Annotated in this window: 28 protein-coding genes; 14 read left to right on the top strand and 14 right to left on the bottom strand. The window is 72.8% G+C overall.

Features of this window, described 5'->3' with window-relative positions:
- Positions 1-76: 76 nt before the first annotated feature.
- Entirely contained in the window at positions 77-937 is an 861-nt protein-coding gene (locus N865_RS04995; protein ID WP_051510197.1) for an MBL fold metallo-hydrolase, read from the top strand.
- A gap of 275 nt (positions 938-1212) precedes the next feature.
- Here N865_RS04995 and N865_RS04990 read toward each other — a convergent pair whose 3' ends face one another.
- The 6 genes from N865_RS04990 to N865_RS04965 all read right to left on the bottom strand — a co-directional run bounded on the left by N865_RS04990 (position 1213) and on the right by N865_RS04965 (position 6713).
- Entirely contained in the window at positions 1213-2259 is a 1047-nt protein-coding gene (locus N865_RS04990) for a P1 family peptidase (protein ID WP_034802453.1), read from the bottom strand.
- Positions 2260-2261: 2 nt separating this feature from the next.
- Positions 2262-2726 (bottom strand): GNAT family N-acetyltransferase, encoded by a 465-nt coding sequence (locus tag N865_RS04985; RefSeq protein WP_034802263.1) that lies wholly within the window; start codon positions 2724-2726, stop codon positions 2262-2264.
- A 95-nt stretch (positions 2727-2821) separates the two neighbouring features.
- The gene (locus tag N865_RS04980) at positions 2822-3121 is read right to left on the bottom strand and encodes a DUF3263 domain-containing protein (protein WP_034802261.1); all 300 of its coding nucleotides are present in this window, start codon (positions 3119-3121) and stop codon (positions 2822-2824) included.
- A gap of 213 nt (positions 3122-3334) precedes the next feature.
- The gene (locus tag N865_RS04975) at positions 3335-4696 is read right to left on the bottom strand and encodes a pyridoxal phosphate-dependent decarboxylase family protein (protein ID WP_034802259.1); all 1362 of its coding nucleotides are present in this window, start codon (positions 4694-4696) and stop codon (positions 3335-3337) included.
- A 52-nt stretch (positions 4697-4748) separates the two neighbouring features.
- A complete protein-coding gene (locus tag N865_RS04970) occupies positions 4749-5426 on the bottom strand; it encodes an HAD family hydrolase (RefSeq protein WP_245603666.1) in 678 nt (225 codons plus the stop codon).
- Positions 5427-5537: 111 nt separating this feature from the next.
- A complete protein-coding gene (locus N865_RS04965; RefSeq protein WP_034802257.1) occupies positions 5538-6713 on the bottom strand; it encodes an N-acetylglucosamine-6-phosphate deacetylase in 1176 nt (391 codons plus the stop codon).
- Positions 6714-6797: 84 nt separating this feature from the next.
- Here N865_RS04965 and N865_RS04960 point away from each other — a divergent pair, with 84 nt between their 5' ends.
- Both N865_RS04960 and N865_RS04955 read left to right on the top strand, forming a co-directional pair.
- Positions 6798-7475, top strand: a complete 678-nt coding sequence (locus tag N865_RS04960) for a uracil-DNA glycosylase (protein ID WP_034802256.1) — start codon at positions 6798-6800, stop codon at positions 7473-7475.
- Positions 7472-8278 carry an SGNH/GDSL hydrolase family protein gene (locus tag N865_RS04955; protein ID WP_034802253.1) on the top strand — a complete coding sequence of 269 codons (807 nt, stop codon included), beginning with the start codon at positions 7472-7474 and terminating at the stop codon, positions 8276-8278. The genes N865_RS04960 and N865_RS04955 overlap by 4 nt, the downstream gene beginning before the upstream one ends.
- A 79-nt stretch (positions 8279-8357) precedes the next feature.
- Here N865_RS04955 and gabT read toward each other — a convergent pair whose 3' ends face one another.
- The 4 genes from gabT to N865_RS04935 all read right to left on the bottom strand — a co-directional run bounded on the left by gabT (position 8358) and on the right by N865_RS04935 (position 11172).
- Positions 8358-9698, bottom strand: a complete 1341-nt coding sequence (gene gabT, locus N865_RS04950) for a 4-aminobutyrate--2-oxoglutarate transaminase (protein ID WP_034802250.1) — start codon at positions 9696-9698, stop codon at positions 8358-8360.
- A gap of 153 nt (positions 9699-9851) precedes the next feature.
- Positions 9852-10292 (bottom strand): VOC family protein, encoded by a 441-nt coding sequence (locus tag N865_RS04945; RefSeq protein ID WP_034802248.1) that lies wholly within the window; start codon positions 10290-10292, stop codon positions 9852-9854.
- A 5-nt stretch (positions 10293-10297) separates the two neighbouring features.
- Positions 10298-10795 carry an SRPBCC family protein gene (locus tag N865_RS04940; RefSeq protein ID WP_034802245.1) on the bottom strand — a complete coding sequence of 166 codons (498 nt, stop codon included), beginning with the start codon at positions 10793-10795 and terminating at the stop codon, positions 10298-10300.
- Positions 10792-11172: an ArsR/SmtB family transcription factor gene (locus tag N865_RS04935; RefSeq protein WP_034802243.1), complete on the bottom strand. Its 381-nt coding sequence runs from the start codon at positions 11170-11172 to the stop codon at positions 10792-10794. Before N865_RS04935 ends, N865_RS04940 begins: the two co-directional genes overlap by 4 nt.
- A 139-nt stretch (positions 11173-11311) precedes the next feature.
- Between N865_RS04935 and N865_RS04930 the strand changes: the two genes are divergently transcribed.
- The 4 genes from N865_RS04930 (at position 11312) to N865_RS04915 (ending at position 14527) form a co-directional block, all read left to right on the top strand.
- Positions 11312-11707, top strand: a complete 396-nt coding sequence (locus N865_RS04930) for a TOBE domain-containing protein (RefSeq protein ID WP_034802240.1) — start codon at positions 11312-11314, stop codon at positions 11705-11707.
- Entirely contained in the window at positions 11704-12561 is an 858-nt protein-coding gene (modA, locus tag N865_RS04925) for a molybdate ABC transporter substrate-binding protein (RefSeq protein WP_084327957.1), read from the top strand. The genes N865_RS04930 and modA overlap by 4 nt, the downstream gene beginning before the upstream one ends.
- A gap of 128 nt (positions 12562-12689) precedes the next feature.
- A complete protein-coding gene (locus N865_RS04920; RefSeq protein ID WP_034802238.1) occupies positions 12690-13457 on the top strand; it encodes an ABC transporter permease in 768 nt (255 codons plus the stop codon).
- A complete protein-coding gene (locus N865_RS04915) occupies positions 13454-14527 on the top strand; it encodes an ABC transporter ATP-binding protein (protein WP_034802235.1) in 1074 nt (357 codons plus the stop codon). Before N865_RS04920 ends, N865_RS04915 begins: the two co-directional genes overlap by 4 nt.
- Before the next feature lie 18 nt (positions 14528-14545).
- Here the strand turns inward: N865_RS04915 and N865_RS04910 are convergent, their stop codons facing one another.
- Positions 14546-15826 (bottom strand): MFS transporter, encoded by a 1281-nt coding sequence (locus tag N865_RS04910; RefSeq protein WP_051510195.1) that lies wholly within the window; start codon positions 15824-15826, stop codon positions 14546-14548.
- Positions 15827-16019: 193 nt separating this feature from the next.
- On the opposite strand from N865_RS04910, the gene N865_RS04905 reads away from it, so the two are divergent.
- Both N865_RS04905 and N865_RS04900 read left to right on the top strand, forming a co-directional pair.
- On the top strand, positions 16020-17171 hold the full coding sequence (locus N865_RS04905) for an acyl-CoA dehydrogenase family protein (protein WP_034802232.1): 1152 nt from the start codon (positions 16020-16022) through the stop codon (positions 17169-17171).
- Between the two features lie 64 nt (positions 17172-17235).
- A complete protein-coding gene (locus N865_RS04900; RefSeq protein WP_034802230.1) occupies positions 17236-18003 on the top strand; it encodes an SDR family NAD(P)-dependent oxidoreductase in 768 nt (255 codons plus the stop codon).
- A 287-nt stretch (positions 18004-18290) separates the two neighbouring features.
- On the opposite strand, the gene N865_RS04895 is transcribed toward N865_RS04900, so the two are convergent.
- Both N865_RS04895 and N865_RS04890 read right to left on the bottom strand, forming a co-directional pair.
- Positions 18291-18938 carry a mycothiol-dependent nitroreductase Rv2466c family protein gene (locus N865_RS04895; RefSeq protein WP_281173480.1) on the bottom strand — a complete coding sequence of 216 codons (648 nt, stop codon included), beginning with the start codon at positions 18936-18938 and terminating at the stop codon, positions 18291-18293.
- Between the two features lie 211 nt (positions 18939-19149).
- The gene (locus N865_RS04890) at positions 19150-19524 is read right to left on the bottom strand and encodes a DUF952 domain-containing protein (protein WP_051510192.1); all 375 of its coding nucleotides are present in this window, start codon (positions 19522-19524) and stop codon (positions 19150-19152) included.
- Positions 19525-19651: 127 nt separating this feature from the next.
- Here N865_RS04890 and N865_RS04885 point away from each other — a divergent pair, with 127 nt between their 5' ends.
- The 4 genes from N865_RS04885 to arfB all read left to right on the top strand — a co-directional run bounded on the left by N865_RS04885 (position 19652) and on the right by arfB (position 22971).
- On the top strand, positions 19652-20146 hold the full coding sequence (locus tag N865_RS04885; RefSeq protein ID WP_034802441.1) for a SigE family RNA polymerase sigma factor: 495 nt from the start codon (positions 19652-19654) through the stop codon (positions 20144-20146).
- On the top strand, positions 20143-21363 hold the full coding sequence (locus tag N865_RS04880; protein WP_157557566.1) for a hypothetical protein: 1221 nt from the start codon (positions 20143-20145) through the stop codon (positions 21361-21363). Before N865_RS04885 ends, N865_RS04880 begins: the two co-directional genes overlap by 4 nt.
- Positions 21364-21490: 127 nt before the next feature.
- On the top strand, positions 21491-22441 hold the full coding sequence (locus tag N865_RS04875; RefSeq protein ID WP_084327955.1) for an alpha/beta fold hydrolase: 951 nt from the start codon (positions 21491-21493) through the stop codon (positions 22439-22441).
- 74 nt (positions 22442-22515) lie between these two features.
- The gene (gene arfB, locus N865_RS04870; protein ID WP_034802221.1) at positions 22516-22971 is read left to right on the top strand and encodes an alternative ribosome rescue aminoacyl-tRNA hydrolase ArfB; all 456 of its coding nucleotides are present in this window, start codon (positions 22516-22518) and stop codon (positions 22969-22971) included.
- A 52-nt stretch (positions 22972-23023) separates the two neighbouring features.
- Here arfB and N865_RS22990 read toward each other — a convergent pair whose 3' ends face one another.
- The gene (locus N865_RS22990) at positions 23024-23770 is read right to left on the bottom strand and encodes a Crp/Fnr family transcriptional regulator (RefSeq protein ID WP_051510190.1); all 747 of its coding nucleotides are present in this window, start codon (positions 23768-23770) and stop codon (positions 23024-23026) included.
- Positions 23771-23911: 141 nt separating this feature from the next.
- On the opposite strand from N865_RS22990, the gene N865_RS22985 reads away from it, so the two are divergent.
- Positions 23912-24121 (top strand): hypothetical protein, encoded by a 210-nt coding sequence (locus N865_RS22985; protein ID WP_169735700.1) that lies wholly within the window; start codon positions 23912-23914, stop codon positions 24119-24121.
- Positions 24122-24123 lie beyond the last annotated feature (2 nt).

Below are 24123 nucleotides of genomic sequence, written 5' to 3'. Positions count from 1 at the left end.
GAAACGGACAGCAATCGCCCAGTCGGGCCGGGGTCCGCCCGCCCGGTCGCGGGCCGACGTGGCTACGGTGGGGCGCATGGGCGCGAACGTGGGCTTTGTCGAGGTCGCCGACCGTGTGCTCGTCGCGCGCTACCCGCAGTGGGGCGTCAACGTCGGGCTCGTGCTGGGCCGCGACGACGCCATCGTCATCGACACCCGCGCCTCAGCAGCGCAGGGCTCGGCCGTCCTCGACGACATCCGCGACCTCGGGCGTGCCATCCGGGTGAGCCATGTCGTCAACACCCACGTCCACTTCGACCACACCTTCGGCAACATCGCCTTCGCTGACGCGACGATCCACGCCCACGACAACGTCGGGCGCAGGTTCGAGGCCGCCGCCGACCACATCCGGGCCGCGCTCGAGGCCGATCCGGAACCCTCGCCCGAGTACGGCTACACCGAGGCCGATGTGGCCGACGTCCTCGAGACTCCGCTCCGCGGCCCCGACCGGACCTTCGGCCGGAGCGCGACGATCGACCTCGGCGACCGGTTCGTCACGCTGTCGTATGCCGGCCGCGGCCACACCGACGGAGACATCGCGGTCTTCGTCCCCGACACCCACGCCGTCTTCCTCGGGGACCTCGTCGAGGAGTCGGCCCACCCGTCGTTCGGTGGGGACTGCTGGCCGCTCGACTGGGCCGACACCCTCACCGAGCACCTGGTCTGGGTCGACCCCGGGTCCGTCATCGTCCCGGGTCACGGCCATTGGGTCGACCCGTCCTTCGTCGAGCGCCAGCGCGACGAGATCGCCATGGTTGCCCGGGTCATCGGCGAGCGCCGGGCCGCAGGACTCTCCCTCGATGCGGCCCGGAGCGAACCCGACTCCCGGCTGCCCTACCCGCTGCCCGACCTCGCGGCCGCGTTCGAGCGCGCTTGGGACGAGCCCATCCCCGCCTGACCGGGGCCGCCCCCGGCCCGGCCGGCCCGGTCACCCCAAACCCCCCGCCCGGGCGGAGTTGTTGCGGCGTTCCGGCCCGGACCCACCACCGTTCCTTCGCCCCGGCGGGGCTGTTGCGGCGTTCCGGCCCGGACCGACCACCGTTCCTTCGCCCCGGCGGGGCTGTTGCGGCATCCCGGCCCGGACCGACCACCGTTCCTTCGCCCCGGCGGAGTTGTTGTGGGGTTTGCACGGCTCGCGCCGAGCCGATCAGCTGTGCCCCGGGCGGGGAGGAGTCAGGCCAGGGCCGAGGGGAAGGCGTCACGCCATGACCTCAGGACGACGCCCTCGTCGGCGCTGCGGTCGACCGACTCGGCGGCCAGGATCGCGTGCACGATCGCACGGGCGACGCAGTCGGCACCTGCCTCCATGAGGATGGTCAGCTCGATGGGATCCGGCGCGGGCCGGCCGCCCGTCGCGAGAGCGAACAGCGTGTCGCCGTCGAAGAGCGTGTGGACCGGCTTGAGCGCCCGCGCGAGCCCGTCGTGCCCGACCCCGGCCAGCTTCTGGCACTGCGCCTTGGTGAGGGTGGCGTCCGTGGCGACGACCCCGATCGTCGTGGCGAGCCCGGGCCCGGCCGACGGCCCCGGCTGTGCAGCGCGGCGCTCGCGGGCGGCCTCGAGGTCGGCACCCGAAGGCTCCCCGACGTGAGCGAACTCGCCGTCGAGGCCGAGCCCCACGGCATACGGACGGCCCGTGGCGGGGTCGATCGGGGAGCCGACGGCGTTGACGGCGACGAGAGCCGCGACGGTGACGCCCGAGTCGAGCACCACACTGGCAGAGCCGATTCCGCCCTTGAGGCCGCCTGCCTTGGCGCCGGTGCCCGCACCGACGTTCCCTTGCGCGACGCCCTCGCTCGTCGCCGCGACGTATGCCGCTCTCCCGTCCTCGGCACGGGGACGGTGGCCCCACGCTCCGCCTCGTCCCAGGTCGAAGAGGATCGCAGCGGGGACGATCGGCACGACGCGTCCGGGCTCGCCCATCGGCCAGCCGCGCCCGTCGTGAAGGAGGCCGTCCATGACACCGTCGGCGGCCGCGAGCCCGAAGGCCGAGCCCCCGCCGAGCACGACCGCGTCGACCCGGTCGACAAGGTTGCGCGGGTCGAGCAGGTCGGTCTCGCGGGTGCCCGGGCCGCCGCCGCGCACGTCGACGCCGGCGACCACCCCACCCGGCGGGGCCACGACGACGGTGACCCCGGTGAGCCAGCCCGGCGCGTCGCGGGTGGCGTGGCCGACCCGCAGGCCGGCAACATCGACGAGCGTGTTGGTCGTGCCGGGGCGCACGGTCACGAAGGGTCTCTCAGGTCGAACTCCATGAGCCGGCCCGGCGAGCTGAAGCCGAGCCGCTCGTAGAACTCCTGGGCGCGCACGTCGGGCGCGTTGAGCCGGATCCACTTGACGTCGGTCGTGCGCGACCACTCGATCATGGCCTCGGTCAGGGCCCGGCCGACACCGCGGTCGCGGTGCCCGCTCGTGACGAAGAGGCCTCCGACGTGGAGCCAGCTGACGTCCTTGCGACCGGGCCATGGCAGCGCGCGGATGCGGCGGGTCTCGAGGATCCCCGCGTGCTCGCCGCGGCTCTCGGCGATCCAGGTGGGCCGGTCGGGCCGGTCGGCGAGCCACGCGTCGACGAAGCGGTCGAGGTAGCCCGGCTCGGACGGCATCCCGAGCTCGAGGGCGAACTGCAGGTGGAGCGCGGCCACGATGAAGGCGTCGTCGGCCCCAGCGCGGCGGACGGTCACCTCGGCCATGTTCGAAGTGAACCACGCCCTGCGCCCTGCCGTGGGGACGCTGTCCGCATGGAGGACGCGGTAGGGCCGCCTGTCGCGGCGGCTCGAGCGAGCGGTCAGACGGTGAACCCGAGGCGGCGGCCCGTGCGCGCCCGCTGGCGGCTCGCCCGCATGCGGCGCAGCCGCTTGATGAGCATCGGGTCGGCCTCGAGGGCCGCCGGGTTGTCGAGCAACGCGTTGAGGACCTGGTAGTAGCGCGTCGAGCTCATGTCGAAGAGCTCCTTGATCGCCTGCTCCTTGGACCCTGCGTACTTCCACCACTGGCGCTCGAAGGCGAGGATCTCGTGGTCGCGCTCGCTGAGCGGCTGCGACGTCGGCTGCGACGGGGTGTGGTCCGCGGCGTGGTCTGTGCTCATCGTCCCTGTCTCGCTACGGGTGTGCGGTTGATGCTGGCTGGGGTCGGCGGTGGCTCCCTGCCGAACGATAGTCCCTAATGACAGGGGTGTCATTCAGCCCTGCCGTGTCGGTGGGGAAGCCCGTCGACGGGCCTCCCCACCGGCCTCAGGGACCTCTCCGGCCCCACCTGCCTCATCGGTCTCGACGACCGATGAGGCCGCGACGCAGACCGGTCAGGCCATCGTGTCGAGGATGGCGGAGATGTGCTCCTTCGTCGTGTGCGGGTTGACGACGGCGAACCGGGTCAGCGTCTCCCCGCGGAAGGTCGTCGGGACGACGAAGGCGAACTCCTCGTCCATGAGCCGGTCGGTCCAGGCCTGGTAGTCGTCGGGGGACCAGCCGAGACGGCGGAAGACGACGACCGACAGGTCGGGCTCACGGACGAGCTCGACGTAGTCGCGCCGCTCGATCTCGGCCGCGGCGAAACGGGTCACGTCGAGCGTCCCCTCGATCGCCTTGACGTAGGCGTCGGTACCGTGGACGGCCAGGGAGAACCAGAGCGGCAGACCTCGGACCCGGCGGGTCAGGCCGATGGAGTAGTCCGTCGGGTTCCACTCCGGCGCCTTCGTGAGGACGTCGAGGTAGCCCGCCTCCTGCGTGTGGGCGACCCGGGCGAGCTCGGGGTCGCGGTAGAGCAGGGCACAGCAGTCGAAGGGGGCGAAGAGCCACTTGTGGGGGTCGACGATGAACGAGTCGGCGTGCTCGATGCCGTCGTACAGGTCGCGCACGGAGGGGGCTGCGAGGCCGGCGCCGCCGTAGGCGCCGTCGACGTGGAACCAGATGCCGTACTCGCGGCACACCTCGGCGACGGACCGGAGGTCGTCGACGACCCCGAAGTTCGTCGTGCCGCACGTCGCGACGACGGCGAAGAAGGTCTCGGGGCCGTGCTCCTCCAGAGTCGCGCGCAGGGCGTCACCGGTCAGGCGGAGCTTGTCGTCGACTGGCACGCCGCAGACCTCGGCGTCCATGACGGCGGCCATCGAGACGACCGACGAGTGGGCGTTGTCGGTCGCGGCGATGCGCCACGGGCGCGCACCCGTGCCCTCGGCCTTCGCCCGGTTGCGGGCCGTGTGCCTGGCGACGACGAGCGCCGACAGGTTGCCGACCGTGCCGCCGGGCACGAAGACACCACCGGCGGAGTCGGGCAGGCCGGCAAGGTCGGCGATCCAGCGCAGCGCCTGGTTCTCGGCGTAGACGGCACCGGCACCCTCGAGCCAGGACCCGCCGTAGATCGACGAGGCCCCGACGACGACGTCGAACGCGGCGGCCTCGCGGGTCGGGGCGCAGGGGATGAAGGAGAGGTAGCCGGGGTGGTCGTTGGAGAGGCAGGCCTGGGCGAGGGTGTGCTCGAAGAGGTCCATGGCACGGGTCGCGCCGAGCCCCTCCGGCGTGATCGTCTCGCCGACGAGCTCGCGCAGCTCGCCCTCGGTGCGTGGCCGGTCGAGTGGGACCGGGTCCATGAGCAGGCGCTCTCGGGCGTAGGCGAGGACCTTGTCGACGGCAGCATGGTCGGCGTCCTTGTCGAAGCTGTGCACGGCTGAATGCTAGGCCCTGCCCGGAGGGTCCCAGCACCCGCTCCCCGCCGCATCAGCCGCCGAGCAGGACCGTCCGCAGCTCGTCGGCACTCTTCGCGACCGCGTCCGGACGGACCGCCGAGAGCGACTCGGCGACTCCGGCACCCCACGTCACCGCGACGGTCGCCATGCCCGCGGCCTTGCCCGCGAGGACGTCGACGACCGCATCACCGACGTAGACCGCCCGCGACGGGTCGCTCTGTCCGAGGCGTTGGAGCGCGAGCAGGAGCGGGGTCGGGTCGGGCTTGTGTGCCGTCGTGTCCTCCATGGTGACGACGACGGGGACGAGCTCGGTCAGGCCGAGGATGTCCATCGCCTGCCGGGCGGACTCGCGCCGCTTCGACGTCGCGACGGCGACGAGGGCGCCGGCATCGCGCAGGTCGGCGAGGACGTCCCGGACCCCGGCGTAGTCGCGGATGAGCCGCTCGGTGTTCTCGGTGTTCCACCGCAGGTAGGTCGTGTAGAGCTCGTCCGCATGCTCGGGCGAGTGCTCGCGGAAGGCCTCGATGAGCGGGCGGCCGATCCAGGACCGGATGACCTCGGGGTCCTCCTCCTGGCCGAGCACGGTCCGGAAGGCGTACTGGTAGGACTCGACGATGAGGTGGATCGTGTCGGCCAGGGTGCCGTCGAGGTCGAACACGGCGACGGGCCACGTGGGCCGAGGGCTCGGGAGGGGGTGCGTCTCGATCACCGCGTCAGCCTAGTGACCCGGCCGCCCAGGGGGTCGGCGCCGAGCCGGACGAGACACGCCGGCACCGGTCGGGCCGACCCGCACCGAGCGCCCGCCGCTCCGCGCCAGCTCTCACGCGTCGAGCCACCGACCCGCGCGCATGACCTGCTGCACCGTCCCTGCGTCGTCCACGATGACGATGTCCGCGCGCGTGCCGGCTCTCAGGGTCCCCCGGTCGGCCAGCCCGAGCAGGGCCGCGGGCGTGCGCGAACCGCACTGGGCGGCATACGGCAGCGGCATCCCTCCCCTGACGGCACGGGCGACGATGTCGCCGACGTGGCTCGTACCGCCGGCGATCGCTCCCGGGGCCGTCCCGTCCGGGTCGCGCTCGAGGCGGGCGACCCCGTCGGTGACGACAACGGGCAGCCCGCCGAGCAGGTAGGCGCCGTCGCCGATCCCCGCGGCCGCCATCGCGTCGGAGACGAAGGCGACCCGCGAGGGGCCGACGAGGTCGACGACCGTCGCGGTCGTGCCGTCGGCCAGGTGGGTGCCGTCGGCGACGAGCTCGAGCGTCATGCCGCCCCGGGCCGCCTCGCGCAGCAGGGCGGGAACGGCGCCGGGGGTGCGGTGGTGCCACGGGTCCATCCCGTTGAAGAGGTGCGTCGCGAGGTCCGCACCGGCCTCGACGGCGCCGCCGACCTGCTCGTACGTCGCCGTCGTGTGCCCGACCGCCGCATGGACGCCCGCGTCGGTGAGCCATCGGACGAGCTCGAGCCCGTTCGTGCGCTCGGGGGCGAGCGTCACCTGCCTGACGTGGCCGCGGCCGACCTCGAGGAGCCGGTCGACCTCCGCCCGCTCGGCGTCACGCAGGAGCGCCGGGTCGTGGGCGCCGCAGCGGGCCTCGGCGATCCACGGCCCCTCGAGGTGGATGCCATCGACGAGGCCGTCGTCCGCGAGGTCCGCGAGGATCGCGACCCCGCGCTCGAGGTCGGCCGGCGACATCGTCACGAGGCTCGCGAGCAGGGACGTCGTCCCGCGGCGGTGGTGGTGGCGTGCCGCCGCTGCCGCGGCGTCCGCGTCGAGGTCGGTGAACGCCGCACCGCCGCCGCCGTGGCAGTGGAGGTCGACGTATGCCGGGAGCATCGTCCCGCTCACGACCGTGACCTCCGCGTCGACCTCCGTCTCGAGCGGGCTCGTGCCCGGAGACGGGTCGGGCGTCACGGCGACGATGCGGTCACCCTCGATCTCGACGAGGGACGGGGTGATGACGTCGTCGACCAGGGCGGGTCCGCGCAGCACAGTGGGCATCCCCCCGATTCTGTCGCGAGCCGCCACCGACCTGCACCCCCGTCCCGGCACGCGGCGCCCAGGGACGGCCGGTACCGTGGCCCCGTGCCAGCCCGACCCCTGCCCGAGCTCGTCCATGCCTCGTGGGTGCCGGTGCTCGAGCCCGTCGCCGACACGCTCGCCGACCTGGGCGGCTTCCTCCGGGCCGAGGTCGCGGCCGGGCGCGGCTACCTGCCGGCAGGCGACGCGATCCTGCGGGCCTTCACCCTGCCGCTCGATGCGGTCCGCGTCCTCATCGTCGGACAGGACCCCTACCCCACCCCGGGGCACCCGGTCGGGCTCAGCTTCAGCGTCGCTCCGGACGTCCGCCCCGTGCCGCGCTCGCTCCAGAACATCTACCAGGAGCTCGGCACCGACCTCGGGCTGCCGGCCCCGTCCAACGGCGACCTCAGCCCGTGGTTCGGCCGGGGCGTCATGCTGCTCAACAGGGTCCTCACCGTCCGGCCCGGCGCCTCGGCGAGCCATCAGGGCAAGGGCTGGGAGGCCGTGACGGACCGCGCGATCGCGGGCCTCGCCGCGCGCGGCGGCCCGCTCGTGGCGATCCTCTGGGGTCGCCAGGCGCAGTCGCTCGCGCCGCTCCTCGGCGACGTCCCCCGCATCGAGAGCGCGCACCCCTCGCCGCTGTCGGCCCGCTCGGGCTTCTTCGGCTCGCGGCCCTTCAGCCGCGCCAACGACCTGCTCGCCCGCCAGGGCGGCCAACCGATCGACTGGAGGCTCACATGACGCAACCCACCGCGCCGCGGCTGTGGACGCGCTACGTCGCGATCGGCGACTCCTTCACCGAGGGCATGTGCGACGACGACCCGACGCTGGCCCACGACGGGGAGTACGCCGGCTGGGCCGACCGGCTCGCCGCGCACCTGTCCGAGCTGGCCCGGGCCGACGGCCTCGACTTCGGCTACGCCAACCTCGCCGTGCGCGGCCGCAAGCTCGCCGACGTCGTCGGTCCGCAGCTCGACCACGCCCTCTCGCTCGAGCCCGACCTCGTCAGCATCGTCGGCGGCGGCAACGACATCCTCCGGCCCAAGGCCGACCTCGACGCCCTCGCGGCCCGGCTCGAGGCCGCCGTCGTGCGGATCCGCGCGACGGGGGCGGACGTGCTCATGGCCACGCCGGTCGACCCGGCCGACGCGCCCCTCGTCAAGGCGACCCGTGGCCGGGCCGCGGTCCACACCGCGAACATCTGGAGCATCGCCCGCCGCAACGGCGCCCACGTCATCGACCAGTGGGGTCTGCACGCGCTCCGCGACTGGCGGATGTGGTCCGAGGACCGCATCCACATGACGTCCGAGGGCCACCGCCGGGTCGCCCTGGCGGCACTCGACGCCCTCGGCCTGCCGCACGCGGATGCCACATGGGCCACTCCCCTCGACCCCGCGCCGCCGCTCTCGCGCCGCGACGCCCTCGCCGCCAACGCCCAGTGGGCCAGGGAGTACGTCGGCCCATGGGTCCACCGCCGCCTCACCGGCCGCTCCTCAGGCGACCACCGCCAGGCCAAGCGCCCCGAGGTCACGCCCCTCGACTGAAGCCCGGCCCGTATGCCGCTGGGCCGGGTCCGCGCCGGTCGCGCGGTCCCGCCCCAGCGGCATACGGGCCCGAGGTGGCTCAGCCGGCCGCGGTCTCGAAGGCCTTCTCGAAGATGTCGAGGCCCTCGCTGAGCAGCTCGTCGCTCGCGGCGAGCGGGGGCAGGAAGCGGAAGACGTTGCCGTAGGTACCGCACGTCAGGGTGACGAGGCCCTCGGCGTGGCAGGCCTTGTTGACGGCGGCGGTCAGCGCGGCGTTGGGCGTGAGGTCGCCCTCGCCGTTGACGAGCTCGACCGCGAGCATCGCGCCTCGGCCACGGATGTCGCCGATCTGCGGGTAACGCTCGGCGAGCGCGTGCAGGCGCGGCAGGAAGAGGGCCTCGACCTGCTTGGCGCGGCCGCAGAGGTCCTCCTCCTTCATCGTCTCGATGGCACCGAGCGCGGAGGCGCAGGCGACCGGGTTGCCGCCGTAGGTGCCGCCGAGGCCACCACCGTGGACGGCGTCCATGACGTCGGCCCGTCCGGTCACCGCGGCGAGGGGCAGGCCGCCGGCCATGCCCTTGGCCGTCGTGATGAGGTCGGGGACGACGTCCTCGTGCTCGCTCGCGAACCAGTCACCCGTGCGGCAGAACCCCGTCTGGACCTCGTCGGCGATGAAGAGGATGCCGTTGTCGGCGCACCACTGCGACACCTGCTTGACGAAGCCGGGCGCCGGCACGATGAAGCCGCCCTCGCCCTGGATCGGCTCGAGGATGACTGCGGCGATGTTGTCCTCGCCGACCTGGGCGTGGACCTGCGAGACGAAGACGTCGAAGGACTCCTTCGCGCAGTCGGCGGGGCCGCCGGGCCACCGGAACGGGTAGCTCATCGGGGCGCGGTAGACCTCGCCGGCGAAGGGGCCGAACTTGTGCTTGTACGGCATGTTCTTGGCCGTGAGGGCCATCGTCAGGTTGGTCCGGCCGTGGTACGCGTGGTCGAAGGCGACGACGGCGTTGCGACCGGTGAAGTGGCGCGCGACCTTGACGGCGTTCTCGACGGCCTCGGCGCCGGAGTTGAAGAGCGCGGTCCGCTTCTCGTGCTCACCGGGGGTGAGGTCGTTGAGCGCCTCCGCGACCTCGACGTACTCCTCGTACGGCGTGACCATGAAGCACGTGTGGGTGAAGTCCTGGACCTGGGCCTGGACGCGCTCGACGACGCGAGGGGCGGCGTTGCCGACGGTGGTGACGGCAATGCCGGAGCCGAAGTCGATGAGCTGGTTGCCGTCGACGTCGACGAGGATGCCGCCGCCGGCCTTCTCGACGTAGACCGGCAGGCCGGTGGAGACGCCGGCCGACACCGCGGCCGTCTTGCGCTGCTGGAGCTCGGCCGACTTGGGGCCGGGGATCGTGGTCCGGAGGACCCGCTGCTGGGGGACGCTGCTCATGCCGGTCAGTATGCCGCTCGGCGGCGTCCCAGCGGAACCCGGGCTGGGAGCCCAGCACGTACGCAATCCGCAACTGAACGCCGCGTTCGGTCGCGAACTCAGCGGCATATCGCTGAGTTCGCGACCGAACGCGTCGTTCGGAGGGCTCGGGGGTCAGGGCTCCAGGTCTTCGCCGAAGCGGCCGCGGGCCTCGGGCGGGATCAGCGGCCGCTCGGCTCGGGCCCGGATCTGCTGGACGGCCCACGAGTTCCCGTCGGGGTCGGAGAAGCCGAAGAACGTGCCGCCGTCACGGTCGTCGAAGGCGGTGATCTCCGAGCACTCCACTCCCCTGCCGACGAGCTCGGCGCGGGCGGCCTGGGCGTCGGCGACGACGAGCTGGACGCCGTGGAGAGAGCCGGGGGCCATCGCGGTCTGCCCCGGCAGGTCTCCGACGACGATCGAGCACCCGGAGCCGCGTGGGGTCAGCTGCGCGACGTGCATGTGCTCGTTCTTCGTGTCGTGGTCGAGGTCGAACCCGACTCGGTCACGGTAGAAAGCGATGGCTGCGTCGAGGTCGCTGACCGGGACGATGACGACCTCGAGGGTCCAGTCCACGTGGCTCAGCCCTGGGACGAGGCGGTGACGGGCTGGGCAACGAGCTCGTCGAGGCGCTCGTAACCCTCGGACATCCCCTTCTCCATGCCGCTCTCGACCATGGCGTCGCGACCCTCGACGGTCGGGCCGACGCTGCGGCCCTCGAGCCGGCACCGGCCGTCGCCGAGGTCGACGAACCGCATGAACTCGATGGCGACCTCGTCCGGGGCTCCCTCGAACTCGAAGGTCTGGATGGCGAGCTCGTTCTCCCGGACGGTGTGGAACGTGCCGTGGAACCCGAACTCCATTCCGTCGGGGTTGCGGTGGACATAGCGGTAGCCGCCGCCAGAGACGAAGTCCCAGCGGTCGACGTCCATCTCGTAGCCGCGGGGGCCGAGCCACTGGCGGACGAGCTCGGGGTCGCGGTGGGCGTTGAAGACGACGTCGACGGGGGCGTCGAACTCCCGGGTGAAGTCGATCCACGGGACACCGGCGGGGATGTCGAGGGTGAGTGGGTGGGTCATGACTGCTCCTTCGTCGGGGCGCTCGGTGCGCCGGTGGTGAGGTGGTGCGCCTGCTCGACGAGGGCGTCGAGGGCGCGGTACTGCTGCTCCCGGACGAGCCGGTAGCGGTCGATCCAGGCGGTCAGGGCCTCGAGGCGCGCGGCCTCGAGGTGGACGGGTCGGCGCTGGGCGTCGCGGGTGCGGCTGACGAGTCCGGCGAGCTCGAGGACCTGGATGTGCCTCGAGACCGCCTGCTTGCTGATGGCGAACGGCTCGGCGAGCTCGTTGACGGTGGCCGGTCCGCGGCTCAGCCGGGCCACGATGGCGCGGCGGACCGGGTCGGCGAGGGCCGCGAAGGCGCGGTCCAGGTCGTCGTCGGTGGAGGTCGCGTCGACCATGATCAACCTTTCTGTTGATCAACTGATTCGTTGATTACACCGCGTCCGCCGTGTTTCGTCAACCCCCTGGCCGAGATCGCTTGCAGAGATCCCGTCGCAACGCCTGAGCGACCGCACCTGCGGCGCTAAGGTTCTTGTCATGCCGCATCTGCGTATCACCGAGGCCGCCGCCCTGCTCGGGGTCTCCGACGACACCGTCCGTCGGATGGTCGACTCCGGGCGCCTTTCGGGAGGCACCGACGAGGCCGGCCGACGCACGGTCGACGGCGCCGAGCTCGCCGCCGTCGCCCAGCAGCTCGCCCACCCCGCCGAGGTCGGGATCACGGGGGGCGCGTCGGCCCGCAACCGGATGCGCGGCATCGTCACCGCCATCACGCGAGACACCGTCATGGCCAAGGTCGAGATGCAGTGCGGCCCGTTCCGGATCGTCTCGCTCCTGTCGAGCGAGTCGGTCGACGACCTCGGCCTCACGGTCGGGTCCGTCGCCGTCGCCTCGGTCAAGTCCACCCATGTCGTCGTGGAGGTCCCCGCATGACCCGGCAGGCCATTCCCCCGACCCGCCGCCCGAGCCTCGGAGGGCGCGGGGCGGGCCTCGCACTGGCGGCGATACTCGTCGCGACCGTCGCCGCGTGCGGGAGCGGCTCCTCCCCGAGCGGCGACAGCACCGGAGCCGCGGGGGGTTCCGGTGCCGGGTCGACCGCAACGGGCGCCTCTGGCGCGGCCGGCCTCACCGGGACGGTGACCGTCCTGGCCGCGGCCTCGCTCACCGAGTCGTTCGACGCGATCAAGGCGGACTTCGAGGCAGCCCACCCGGGTGTCACCGTCGAGACCTCGTACGGCTCGAGCGCGACCCTCGTCCAGCAGGTCGACAACGGCGCGCCCGCCTCGGTGCTCGCGCTCGCCGGCAGCGCGGCCGCCGAGCCGCTCGACAAGAGCCTCGTGAAGGACACCACGAGCTTCGCGAGGAACATCCTCGAGATCGCGGTGCCACCGAGCAATCCCGCCGCGGTCGCCTCGATCAACGACCTAGCCAAGCCGACCGTCAAGGTGGTGCTCTGTGCGGACACCGTGCCGTGCGGCAAGGCGGCGCAGGCGACCTTCAGGAAGGCACGCGTCGTGCCCAACGTCGTGAGCAAGGAGGTCGACGTCAAGGCCACCCTCGCGAAGGTCCGCCTCGGGGAGGCCGACGCCGCGGTCGTCTACCACTCGGACGTCGTCGCGGCCAAGGACGCCGTGAAGGGTGTCGCCATCGAGGGCCAGTACAACACCAGCCTCACCTATCCGATCATCACCCTCACCGATGACGCCGCCACCCGCGCCTTCGTCGCCTACGTCCTCAGCGACGCGGGCCGGCATACGCTCGCGTCCTTCGGCTTCGCGGCACCGTGACCCCGAGTCCCTCCCCTCCCCCTCCCGACCGAACGCCGCGTTCGGTTTCGAACGCACCGGTAGAACACGGCGTTCGTGACCGAACGCCGCGTTCGGTCGGCGTGGTGGGGGGCGGGACGGGGCGCAGGGTGGGCGGGCGGCTCGTGCTCGGGGTGCCGGCGCTCCTCGCCGTCCTGCTCCTCGTCCTGCCGCTCCTCGCGCTCCTCCTGCGCACCGACTGGTCCCGCCTCCTCGCCGACCTCGCGACGCCCACGGTCTGGACCGCGCTCCGGCTCTCCCTCACGACGACCTCGTGCACGGCGGCGCTGTGCCTCCTCCTCGGGACTCCCCTCGCCTGGCTCCTCGCCCGCTCCGACCATCCGGGCACGCGGTGGCTGCGCGCCCTGCTCACCGTCCCGCTCGTCCTGCCCCCGGTCGTCGGCGGCGTCGCGCTCCTGCTGACCTGGGGCCGTAACGGCATCCTCGGCGGGGCGCTGTCCGCCTTCGGGATCCAGATCCCGTTCACCACGGTCGCGGTCGTCCTCGCCGAGACGTTCGTGTCGCTGCCCTTCTACGTGCTCGCCGTGGAGGGGGCGATGCGCGGCCTCGACCCCAGGCTCGAGGCGGTGGCCCGCACGCTCGGGGCGAGCGAGCTGCGCTACCTGCGCACGGTCGGCCTCCCCCTCGTGCTCCCGGGCATCGCGAGCGGCCTCGCGCTCGCATGGGCCCGCGCCCTCGGGGAGTTCGGCGCGACGATCACCTTCGCCGGCAACTTCCCCGGGCGCACGCAGACCCTGCCGCTGCTCGTCTACGTCGAGCTCGAGCGCGATCCGCAGGTGGCGACGTCGATCAGCATCCTGCTCCTCGCCATCAGCGTGGTCGTCCTCGGCGCCCTCCGCGGCCGGTGGCTCCGATGACGTCCACTCGGAGCACCCTGACCGGGCTCGACGCGCGAGTCCGACTGCGCCGCGGCGCGATCGACATCGACGTGTCCCTCCGGGCGGGTGCTGGCGAGGTGGTCGCGGTCCTCGGGCCCAACGGCAGCGGCAAGACGACGACGGTCCTCGCCCTCGCCGGCGTCCTCCCCCTCGAGGGCGGGCACGTGCGCGTCGGGGACGAGCTCTGGGAGGAGGTCGGCCGGCGCCGGACCCCGCAGGAGCGCCACGTCGGGCTCATGCTTGCCGACAGCCTCCTCTTCCCCCACCTGCGCGCCGTCGACAACGTCGCCTACGGCCCGCGCAGCCGCGGCCTGCCGAAGGGAGAGTCCCGGACCCGGGCCCTCGACGAGCTCGACCGGGTCGGACTCTCGGCGCTCGTCCACGCCCGCCCGCGCGAGCTCTCCTCGGGCCAGGCCGCGCGGGTCGCCCTCGCGCGGGCGCTCGCGACCAGGCCATCGCTCCTCCTGCTCGACGAGCCCCTCGCCGCCCTCGACCCGGACACCCGCGCGAGGACACGGAGCGACCTCGCAGCCCGGCTCACGGCATACGACGGGGTGACCGTTCTCGTGACGCACGACCCGCTCGACGCGCTGACTCTCGCCGACCGGCTCGTCTTCGTCGAGGACGGCCGCGTGACCCAGACGGGCACCCCCGCCGACGTCCTCCGCGAGCCGCGCAGCGCCTATGCGGGCACCGTCGTCGGGCTCAACCTGTATGCCGCCCACGGCGACTCGCACGGGCACGTGGCCATCGAGGGTGGCGGGGTCCTCGTCACGACCGACCCGACCGAGGGACGGGTGTGGGCGACCGTCCCGCCGGGAGCCGTGTCGCTCCACCGGCACGAGCCGGAGGGGTCGGCGCGCAACGCCTGGCCGCTGCGCATCACCGACGTGACGCTCCAGGGACAGTCCGCCCGGGTCGGCCTGGCGGGCGAGCTCACCCTGACCGCAGAGGTGACGCTCGAGTCCGTCTCGGCGCTCGCCCTCCATGTCGGTCAGGCGGTCTGGGCCTCGGTCAAGGCGACCGAGGTGCGCACCTACCCTCGCTGAGGACGTATGCCGCCGGGCTCAGCTCGTGGCCGCCGCGGGCTCCGCGTCGGGCTCGTCCTGCCCCGCGAGGCGTCGGACGCGGAAGATCGCCACGACGGACGGGAGCTGGACCAGCGCGGACACCAGGAGGGAGACCGGGATCGTCGTCCTCGTCGCGAGCGCACCGAGCGGCGGACCACCGACGAACTGCCCGATGGCGTTGGCCTGGCCGTTCATCGACAGGACGGTGGCCCGGGTCCTCGAGTCGAGGTTGCGGTTGAGCCACGTCGACTCGATCGGCCCGCTGAAGGCCATCGCGGCGCCCCGCAGCCAGACGGCACCGAGCGCGAGCCAGAGGTTTGCGAGGACGGCGACCCCGACGACCGCGAGGACCTGCAGGAGGGCCGATGCGGCGACCGGCAGCCCGGGGACCTCGTCGACAAAGCGCCTCGGGAGCCATCGGCCGCTCGCGAGGGACGCGAGCAGGGAGATCGACGTGCCGACGAGGGCGAAGACGGTGAAGGCGATGGCCTCGTCCCCGCCGAAGACCTCAGGCATCTCGAAGTCCTCGAGGATCCGGACCCGCCACAGCCGGTCGAACGCCTCGCTCGCGAGCCCGACGAGGAGGCTGACGAGGAGGAACACGCGGACGACCCGCTGGCGCCGCGCGACCCGCAGCCCCTCGACGAACTGCGCTTTCAGGTGCGCGAAGCTCTCGCGGTCGCCGCGCGGCGTCGGGTGGAAGTGTCGCTCCGGCATGACGACGAAGAGGGCCACGGCGAGCAGGACGAGGACGACGCCCGAGACGACGACCGGCGTCCGGAGCGAGACGAGGCCGAAAGCGCCGGCGGCGAGCGTCCCGACGATCGAGAAGGTCAGGTCGACCTGGGTCTCACGCGTGAAGACCGGCCCGACCTCGGCCTCGCCCACCTCGTCGGTGATCCACGCCTGGAGCGCACCTGAGGTGAAGGTGTAGCCGATGCCCCAGATGACGTTGCCGACGACGGCCGCCGCGAAGGTCGCCACGATGCCCTCGAAGGCGAACCCGAGGCCGACGAGTGCGAACCCGATGATGACGGACACGCGGCGGCTGTAGAGGTCGGCGACGATCCCCGTCGGCACCTCGAAGAGGAAGACCGACAGTTCGAGGACCGTGCCGACGAGGACCATCTGGAAGGGGTCGAGCCCGATGACCCGGAACTGGAAGACGAGGTTGAGGGTGAAGCAGAGCGCAAAGCTGAACGCCGTCACCGCGGTGAGGGCGTAGAAGGTCTTGGTCGCGTCCGCCTCGCGCAGCGGTCGCCTCAGGAGGGTGAGCACGCGAGAACGGTAGAGGTGCGCGGGCCGACCCGTCACCGGTTTTGTCGCCCCCCCCGCGCGGCGGGAAGGGGATGCCGCCGGGCCGGTCCAGCGGCATACCGGGACGAGACGGGCAGGGTCGTGCTCGCGGCACCGGCATGGAGCGCGGTCTCACATTTTGGTCACTTCCGCGATGCGTCCTAGAGTCGGCCTCATGCCAGCAACGAGGCTGATGCCCACCGACGAAGCCGCCGAGCTGATCGAGCTGACCCGCGAGATCTGCCGCAAGGACCTCGCACCCGAGGTCGACGGCGCCGAGCGCGACCACACGTTCCCGGAGAAGGCGTTCCGGACCCTCGGGCGGGCGGGGTTGCTGTCCCTGCCCTACCCGGAGGAGTTCGGCGGAGCCGACCAGCCCTACGAGGTCTACCTCCAGGTCGTCGAGGAGATCGCCTCGGTGTGGATGAGCGTCGCGGTCGGCGTCAGCGTCCACAGCCTCACGGCCTACCCGCTCGTGACGTTCGGCAGCCGGGCGCAGCAGGAGGCGCACCTGCCCGGGATGCTCTCGGGCGACCAGCTCGGCGCCTACTGCCTGTCGGAGCCGCTCGCCGGTTCCGACATCGCCTCGATGACGACGCGCGCCACCCGCTCGGACGACGGCACGACGTACTCCCTCAAGGGCACCAAGGCGTGGATCTCGCACGCCGGCCACGCCGACTACTACACGACCTTCGCCCGCACGGCCGACACGGGCGGCAGGGGCCTGTCGACGTTCCTCGTCCCCGCCGACGCGACCGGGCTCTCCTTCGCCGCACCGGAGCGCAAGATGGGCCTGCACTGCGACCCTGTCGCCCAGGTCATGTTCGACGGCGTGACCGTCGACGCCGACCGCCTCATCGGCGAGGAGGGGCAAGGCATGCGGATGGCCCTCTCGGCCCTCGACGCCGGCCGCCTCGGCATCGCGGCCGCGGCGACCGGCCTCGCCCAGGCCGCCCTCGACGCGGCGGCCGCCTACGCGAAGGAGCGGCGGCAGTTCGGCCGGGCCATCGCGGAGTTCCAGGGGCTCGCCTTCCTCATCGCCGACATGGAGGCCGCCGTCACGTCGGCCCGCGCGACCTACCTCCACGCCGCCCGCCTCAAGGACGCCGGCCGTGCCTTCTCCAAGGAGGCCGCCGTCGCCAAGCTCGTCGCCACGGATGCGGCGATGAAGGTGACGACCGATGCCGTCCAGGTCCTCGGCGGAGCCGGCTACACGCAGGACTTCCCGCTCGAGCGCTACATGCGCGAGGCGAAGGTGACCCAGATCTTCGAGGGCACCAACCAGATCCAGCGGCTCGTCATCTCCCGCCAGGTCCTCGCCGGCTGACGTCGCCTGCTCCTCCGCGGCCTCGAGAAGGCCACCCCTCCCTGACCCCCAAGAAAGGCCCGCCATGCAGCTGACCCCGTCCACCGTCGCCGTCGTCACCGGAGGTGGCTCCGGCCTGGGCGGAGCCACCGCCCGCCGGCTCGTCGCCGACGGCGCCAGGGTCGTCATCATCGACCTCGAGGGGTCGCCGGCACCCGGGCTCGTCGACGAGCTCGGCGGCGACCGGGCCGTGTTCGTCGCTGCCGACGTCCGCGACGAGGACCAGGTCCAGGCCGCGATCGACCGCGCGACCGGTCTCGGCGAGCTCCGGGTCGCGGTGAGCTGCGCCGGTGTCGCGACGCCAGGCCGGGTCATCGGCCGCGGCGGCCCGCTCGCTCTCGAGACCTTCCGGACGGTCGTCGACATCAACCTGGTCGGCACGTTCAACGTCATGCGCCTCGCCGCGGCCGCGATGCTCGGCAACGAGCCCGTCGACGGAGACCGCGGCGTCATCGTCAACACCGCGAGCATCGCCGCCTACGACGGCCAGATCGGCCAGGCGGCCTACGCGGCCAGCAAGGGCGGCGTCGTCGGGCTCACGCTCTCGGCCGCGCGCGACCTCGCCGACAAGGCGATCCGCGTCATGACGATCGCGCCCGGCACGTTCGAGACGCCGATGCTCGCTGGCCTGCCCGGGGAGGTCAAGGAGGTCCTCGAGAAGCAGGTCCCGCACCCGTCGCGCCTCGGCAACCCGGTCGAGTACGCGAGCCTCGTGCGCCACATCATCGACAACCCGATGCTCAACGGCGAGGTGATCCGCCTCGACGGTGCCCTGCGGATGCCGCCGCGCTGACCGCGAGGCGCGGGTTCAGCGGCATACGCCCTCGGTGGCTGAAGCCGCCCCGGCGGCACCACCACGACAGCTCCGCCCGGGCGAAGGTGATGCGCCCCAACCCGCCCCCGGCACCAACACAGCTCCGCCGGGGCGAAGGTCCGCAGCTCGCAGCGCGCGGCCAGGCCACGACATCTCCGCCCGGGCGGAGATGTCGTGGCCTGTCGAGACAGAGACTTCAGCGGTATGCCGCTGGGCCGGCGTGGCGTGCCGACCTGGGTCCGCGCTCCGGCTGGAAGGCGGACCCGTCAGTCGAAGTGGAGCGAGTCGGTCCGCTCACGCTTGATCTCGAAGAAGTACGGGAAGCTCGCCAGGGTCACCGTGGCGTCCCAGAGCCGGCCGGCCTCCTCGCCGCGCGGGATGCGGGTGATGACCGGGCCGAAGAAGGCGACGCCGTTGACGTGGATCGTCGGCGTGCCGACGCCCTTGCCGACCTTGTCCATGCCCGCGTGGTGGCTCGCGCGGAGGGCCTCGTCGTAGTCGGTCGAGTCAGCGGCGTCGGCCAGCTCGGCCGGGAGCCCGACCTCGGCGAGCGACTCGGACACGACGGCCGCCAGGTCCTTGTTGCCCTCGTTGTGGATGCGTCGCCCCATCGCCGCGTAGAGGTCCCCGAGGATCTCGTCGCCGTGCTGCTCGGCCGCGGCGATCGCGACGCGGACCGGGCCCCAGGCGCGGTCGAGCATCTCGCGGTAGGTGTCGGGGACGTCCTGGTCCTCGTTGAGGACGGCGAGGCTCATGACGTGGAACGACACGTCGATGGGGCGGACCTTCTCAACCTCGAGGATCCACCGGGAGGTGATCCAGCAGAAGGGGCACATGGGGTCGAACCAGAAGTCCGCCCGGTCGCGGGTCTGCTCGGTGCTCTCGGCGGTCTCAGCGATTGTGGTCGTGGTCACGATGTCTCCGATCTGTGGGGCCTGGGCAGGATTCGCCTGCCTTGGTCGCCTTTCGGGCAACAGACGGGAGGCCGAATCTGTTCCTTGAACCCTCAACGCATCGGACCCCTGTCCGACACACGGTCCGGTACCCGATCCGAGCCGCCCCGCGCGGGGCCGATCCTCGCCCCCGGCGGAGGCTCAGCCGTCGGCGGCTCAGCCGTGCGGCGGCTCAGCCGTGCGGCGGCTCGAGCCGACTCGTGGCCACCACCGCGGAGACCGGGATCGGGCCGTAGACGTGCGGGAAGGTCTCCCCGGTCGCGGGGTCCCCGACCTCGTGGACGACCGGAGCGCCGACCAGCGACTCGTCGATCTCGAGGAGGACGAGCGGCCCCTCGACCCCGGCGTAGAACCGTCGGCGCACCACCGGCCACTGCTCGGCCGAGGAGGCGTGGACGAAGCCCTCCTGCTCGAGCGAGCGACCGAGCGTGGACCGGGTGTAGGACCCCTCCCGCAGAGCGGCCTCCCATTCGGTCGCCTCCGCCAGGTGGTAGATCACGAGGTCGGGACCGTGGACGTGTCGCGGGTCATGCCCGGAGTCTGCCATCCGAGGTGCCTTGCGAGGGTGCTGCCCGCGCCCCCCTCACTGACCGTTCCCTGAGAAGTCGCTGACAACCATCCGTGCCGCTGGAAGCGTATGGGTGACGTCCTGGCACACCGACGAGGGAACGACCGTGGGAAACCCCGAACGCGAAGCCGACTTCACGGCATACGTGCAGGCGCGGCAGCGCCACCTCGCCCGATTCGCCTACCTGCTCACGGGCGACACGCACTCGGCGGAGGACCTCGTCCAGTCGGCGCTCGCCAAGGTGTACCGGAAGTGGGACAGCATCCACGACTCGCCCGACGCGTACGTCCGCCAGGTCATCGTCAACGAGCACCGCTCCTGGTGGCGCCGGACCTGGCGCCACCAGGAGGTCACGGGGAGCGACCTCATCACGTATGCCGACCCCCCGGCGCCCGCCGACGAGCACCCCGACAACGACCTGCGGACCCTCGTGCGCTCGCTCCCCCGGCAGCAGCGGGCGGCGATCGTCCTGCGCTACTACGAGGACCTGACCGAGGCCCAGACGGCCGCCGTCCTCGGCTGCTCCGTCGGCACCGTCAAGAGCCACACGAGCCGTGCCCTCAAAGCACTCCGGACCACGATGAAGGAGGTCATGCCGTGAGCATGAACGACCTCGAGCTGCGGGCCGCCCTGCGCGAGGAGGCGGACCACGTCCACGTCACGGGTGACTTCGCCGGCCGGGCCATCGCCCTCGACCGGCGGCGGGGCCGCCAGCGGATCGTCGCGGGGGCGGCAGCCGCGGCGGCCGTCGTCGCCGTGGCCATCCCCGTGCTGTGGTCGGCAGGTGGCGGGGGTCCGACGCCCATGCCGGCCGGACCGACGAGCCAGGCCTCGACCGCGTCGCCGGAACCCACCCGGGCCGGCCCCCCACCCACCTACCGGTCCGCCAACCGGCCCCTAGTCAACGCCGTCCCGAAGCTCGGGCCCGCGACCGGGGTCCCCGAGGTCGCGTATGCCGTCGACGGCGTCCTCCACGACGGTGACCGCAGCGTCCGCCTGCCCATCGCCAGCGGGTATGCCGTCGTGTCGCGTCTCGCCGGCGGAGGCGTCCTCGTCCAGGGGCAGTGGGGCCCCGACACGCGGCCGTACGTCGTCGATGGCTCCGGGATGGTCCTCACCACGCTGCCCGCCGGCAGCGTCGCCGTCGCGAGCCGCGACGGTGCCCGGATCGCCTGGACCAGCGGAGACGCCGTCGTGCACGTCATGGACGCGAGCGGCGCCGAGCTGGCCCGCCGCGCCGGGGTGGGTACTCCACGGGTCGTCGCCGGCGGCAGGGTCTACGCCCTCCCGCAGGACGGGTCCGGCACCGTCGAGTGGGACAGCGCGACCGGCGCCGTTCGTCGCCTCGACGGGACGGTCCGGGATGTCGACGCGAGCGGGCGTCGCGCGCTCGTGCTGACGCAGTCGGGTCTCGCTGGGCCCGACGTGTGCTACGCGCTGCTCGACCTCGGACCGGCCGCGCCGACGACCGTGTGGACTGCGTGCGGCGGCTTCGCCCCGCTGTCGTTCTCGCCCAAGGGCACCTTCATCCTCGGGACGTACACCCTCGACGGTGCCGGGCCGGCCGGTCTGGCGATCGCGAGGGCCGACGACGCGCGGGTGGTCCTCGGGACGACACCGGAGGGCACGGGTGCGTGGTCGGCGACGATGAACGAGGCCGAGACCGCCGTGACCTTCTCCTTCGAGGAGACCGAGTCTCGGCAGAACGCGCTCGTGCGCTGCACCCTCGACGGGACGTGCACCGTCGTCGGGTCACCGCGCGACCAGGGCGCGCCCTCCGACCTGCCGAGCGTGTCCTGGGTGCTCACGAACGGCTGAGCTGGATGCCGCCCGAACCGACCCGTGCGGGCGGCACCCCCTGTGACGTCGGGCACCGGCAGTGGCGAACGCGTCGCCGGAAGGGGCAGGCTGGGAAGGGAGAGCGAGCCTCAGGAGGTCGATCGGCATGACGTCGTCACCGGCGCCGGGTCCCGGAGGCCGGACGCCCCCGACCGTCCGGCTGACGGCCCTGCACGGGCACGACCTCTCCTACGTCGACAGTGGGACGGGCCCGGCGATCCTCTTCATCCACGGGCTGCTCGGCTCGCACGAGAACTGGACGCATCTCGTCGACAAGCTCGACGACCGGCACCGGGTCGTCATCCCTGACCTCTTCGGCCACGGCGCCTCGGCCAAGCCCGTGGGCGACTACTCGCTCGGTGCCCACGCCGCGGTGCTGCGCGACCTCATCGACCTGCTCGGCATCGACCGCGTGACGCTCGTCGGCCACTCGCTCGGCGGCGGCATCGCGATGCAGTTCTGCTACCTGTTCCCGCAGCGGGTGGAGCGGCTCGTCCTCGTCGCGACCGGGGGCCTCGGCCGGACGGTCAGCCCGCTGCTGCGCTCTGCGACCCTGCCCGGGGCCGAGCTGGTGCTCCCTGTCATCGCCTCGAGCTGGGTCCGCGAGCGCGTCGAGGGGATCGGCCACGTCGCCTCCTGGTTCGGCTGGCGCGCGGGTGCCGATGCCTCGGCGGCGTGGCAGGGTTTCACATCGCTCTCCGACGCGGAGAGCCGCCGGGCCTTCCTCGCCACGACGCGCGCCGTCATCGACCCGGGGGGCCAGACCGTCAGTGCCCGCGGGCACCTGCCTTCGGGCGCCCCGATCCCGACTCTCGTCGTCTGGGGGACCCGCGACCGGATGATCCCGGTCGGGCACGCGAACCGGGCGCACGAGGTGTTCCCCGACGCCCGCGTCGTCCTGTTCGAGGGGGCGGGACACTTTCCGCACCTCGAGCAGCCGGAGCGTTTCTCGGCCGTGCTCGACGAGTTCATCGCCACCGGCACGACACCCCCCGGCGCCCGTCCGGAGGGGCAGCCGTCCGAGGACGAGCCGGACAACCGGCGTCGCACCGGCTGACAGGTCCCGACCCCGGACGTCCCCCGGCCGCAATCCGCGCGACGGGGGCGCCGTCGCCGGTCCAGACTGGGGACATGGGCGAGCCGGGTCGAGACCTCGTCGTCGCGCCCGGGCCCGGGCTGCGTCGCGGACTGGTCATCCCCGCTGCCGAGCTGGTGGAGCGGTTCAGCCGGTCGTCCGGACCGGGCGGTCAGGGCGTCAACACGACCGACAGCCGGGTCGAGCTGCTCTTCGAGCCGGCCAGCTCGTCAGCCCTGAGCGAGGCCCAGCGGGACCGGCTCGCGGAGGCGTGGGCCGGGCGACTCATCGCCGGACGGATCTCGATCGTCGCCTCCGAGCACCGGGCCCAGCTGCGCAACCGCGCCGCGGCGCGCGAACGCCTCGCGGCGCTGCTCCGGGAGGGGCTCGCGCCGCCACCGCCGGCGCGTCGCGCGACGAAGCCGACCCGGGGGTCCCAGAGCAGGCGTATCGAGGCGAAGAAACGCCGCGGCCAGGTCAAGGCCGGCCGCGGTCGAGTCACGGACGACTGACCCACCGCCCGGCGCGGGGAATGGGGGCGCGGGGCTGGGCAGGAGCCTCACGTCAGGACCGTGGCTCAGCGACCGGCCGTGAGGCTCGACCGCCGTTGGGTGACCGGGTCGCCACAGAGTCTCTCTCGGACGGGAGACCCGCGTGCCGCCTCAGGGCCGCCGGGTCGATCACCGTGATCGACCCCCGCGACAGCTCCAGGACGCCGATGGCCGCCAGCCCGCGCAGCACGCGGTTGGCGGTCGGGCGGGTCACACCGGAGAGCTCGGACACGTCCGTCTGGGTCAGGGGTACGACGGCGGTCATCACCTCCGGTCCGGGGGCGTACAACCGGCAGAGCTCGACAAGCCGCCGAGCGACCCGCCGGTCGGCCGGGACGTGGAGCGCCTCCATGAGGCCGTCGGTCAACCGAGCCACGCGCTCCGCGAGCAGCGACTCGAGGAGACGCTCCACCGACGGATGGTCCGAGCGGAGCCGCGCGAAGTCCCCGTACGACAACGCCATGGTGACCGTGGGCTCGAAGGCCTGGATCGTCGTCGTGCGGCGGCGGTCCGGGGCGAGCATGGCCAGCTCGCCGAACGTCTCACCCGGCCCGATGACGGCGTAGGCCAGGCGGTCACCCGACTCGGACGACCGGCGGGCGACGACCCGTCCCTCGACGACGAAGTGGACCGTGTCGGCCGGGTCACCCTCGTGGAAGACGACCTCTCCCGCGGCATAGAGCCCGCGGTGCATCCGACCGACCACTCGCCGTCGGTCCTCGGGATCGAGACGCCCGAGCAGGCCGAAGTCGACCGTCACCGTGAGCCTCCCGAATGCCGGGCTGCGTGCCGGCGAGCACGTCCGGTGTGTCGCGGCGCGCACAGACGGTGAAGCTCCGCGGCGGGATGGTCGAGGAGACACCTCGAACTCGAGGTGACGGAGTCCGGAGAGGTGATCGAGATGGAGACGGTCGATCGACATGACGCTCGACGACCCGAGCACCGGGTCGACCGCGCCCACCACCACCCGACGGTGCTGCGCGAGCCGGCGGGTGGGTGGACGTGGGAATGCGGGTGTGGAGGCGCATCGATGCGGGCCCACACCGTGCCGCTCACGTGGCACCAGGCCCTGGTCGGGGCGCTCATCCACTCGGCGTCCATCGCGCCGTGATG

Source organism: Intrasporangium oryzae NRRL B-24470 (assembly GCF_000576595.1).
Taxonomy (GTDB): Bacteria; Actinomycetota; Actinomycetes; order Actinomycetales; family Dermatophilaceae; genus Intrasporangium_C; species Intrasporangium_C oryzae.
The sequence above is the reverse complement of the archived record's forward strand: the minus strand, read 5'-3'. Positions and strand labels throughout refer to the sequence as shown.

What these genes read in the sequence shown, in the direction of transcription:
- N865_RS04890 (WP_051510192.1), bottom strand. Translation starts at nt 19,524, where the DNA reads ATGGCAGACTCCGGGCATGACCCGCGACACGTCCACGGTCCCGACCTC.
- N865_RS04900 (WP_034802230.1), top strand. Translation starts at nt 17,236, where the DNA reads ATGCAGCTGACCCCGTCCACCGTCGCCGTCGTCACCGGAGGTGGCTCC.
- modA (WP_084327957.1), top strand. Translation starts at nt 11,704, where the DNA reads ATGACCCGGCAGGCCATTCCCCCGACCCGCCGCCCGAGCCTCGGAGGG.
- N865_RS04905 (WP_034802232.1), top strand. Translation starts at nt 16,020, where the DNA reads ATGCCAGCAACGAGGCTGATGCCCACCGACGAAGCCGCCGAGCTGATC.
- N865_RS04915 (WP_034802235.1), top strand. Translation starts at nt 13,454, where the DNA reads ATGACGTCCACTCGGAGCACCCTGACCGGGCTCGACGCGCGAGTCCGA.
- N865_RS04955 (WP_034802253.1), top strand. Translation starts at nt 7,472, where the DNA reads ATGACGCAACCCACCGCGCCGCGGCTGTGGACGCGCTACGTCGCGATC.
- N865_RS04875 (WP_084327955.1), top strand. Translation starts at nt 21,491, where the DNA reads ATGACGTCGTCACCGGCGCCGGGTCCCGGAGGCCGGACGCCCCCGACC.
- N865_RS04995 (WP_051510197.1), top strand. Translation starts at nt 77, where the DNA reads ATGGGCGCGAACGTGGGCTTTGTCGAGGTCGCCGACCGTGTGCTCGTC.
- gabT (WP_034802250.1), bottom strand. Translation starts at nt 9,698, where the DNA reads ATGAGCAGCGTCCCCCAGCAGCGGGTCCTCCGGACCACGATCCCCGGC.
- N865_RS04940 (WP_034802245.1), bottom strand. Translation starts at nt 10,795, where the DNA reads ATGACCCACCCACTCACCCTCGACATCCCCGCCGGTGTCCCGTGGATC.
- arfB (WP_034802221.1), top strand. Translation starts at nt 22,516, where the DNA reads ATGGGCGAGCCGGGTCGAGACCTCGTCGTCGCGCCCGGGCCCGGGCTG.
- N865_RS04935 (WP_034802243.1), bottom strand. Translation starts at nt 11,172, where the DNA reads ATGGTCGACGCGACCTCCACCGACGACGACCTGGACCGCGCCTTCGCG.
- N865_RS04965 (WP_034802257.1), bottom strand. Translation starts at nt 6,713, where the DNA reads ATGCCCACTGTGCTGCGCGGACCCGCCCTGGTCGACGACGTCATCACC.
- N865_RS04980 (WP_034802261.1), bottom strand. Translation starts at nt 3,121, where the DNA reads ATGAGCACAGACCACGCCGCGGACCACACCCCGTCGCAGCCGACGTCG.
- N865_RS22985 (WP_169735700.1), top strand. Translation starts at nt 23,912, where the DNA reads ATGGAGACGGTCGATCGACATGACGCTCGACGACCCGAGCACCGGGTC.
- N865_RS04930 (WP_034802240.1), top strand. Translation starts at nt 11,312, where the DNA reads ATGCCGCATCTGCGTATCACCGAGGCCGCCGCCCTGCTCGGGGTCTCC.
- N865_RS04985 (WP_034802263.1), bottom strand. Translation starts at nt 2,726, where the DNA reads ATGGCCGAGGTGACCGTCCGCCGCGCTGGGGCCGACGACGCCTTCATC.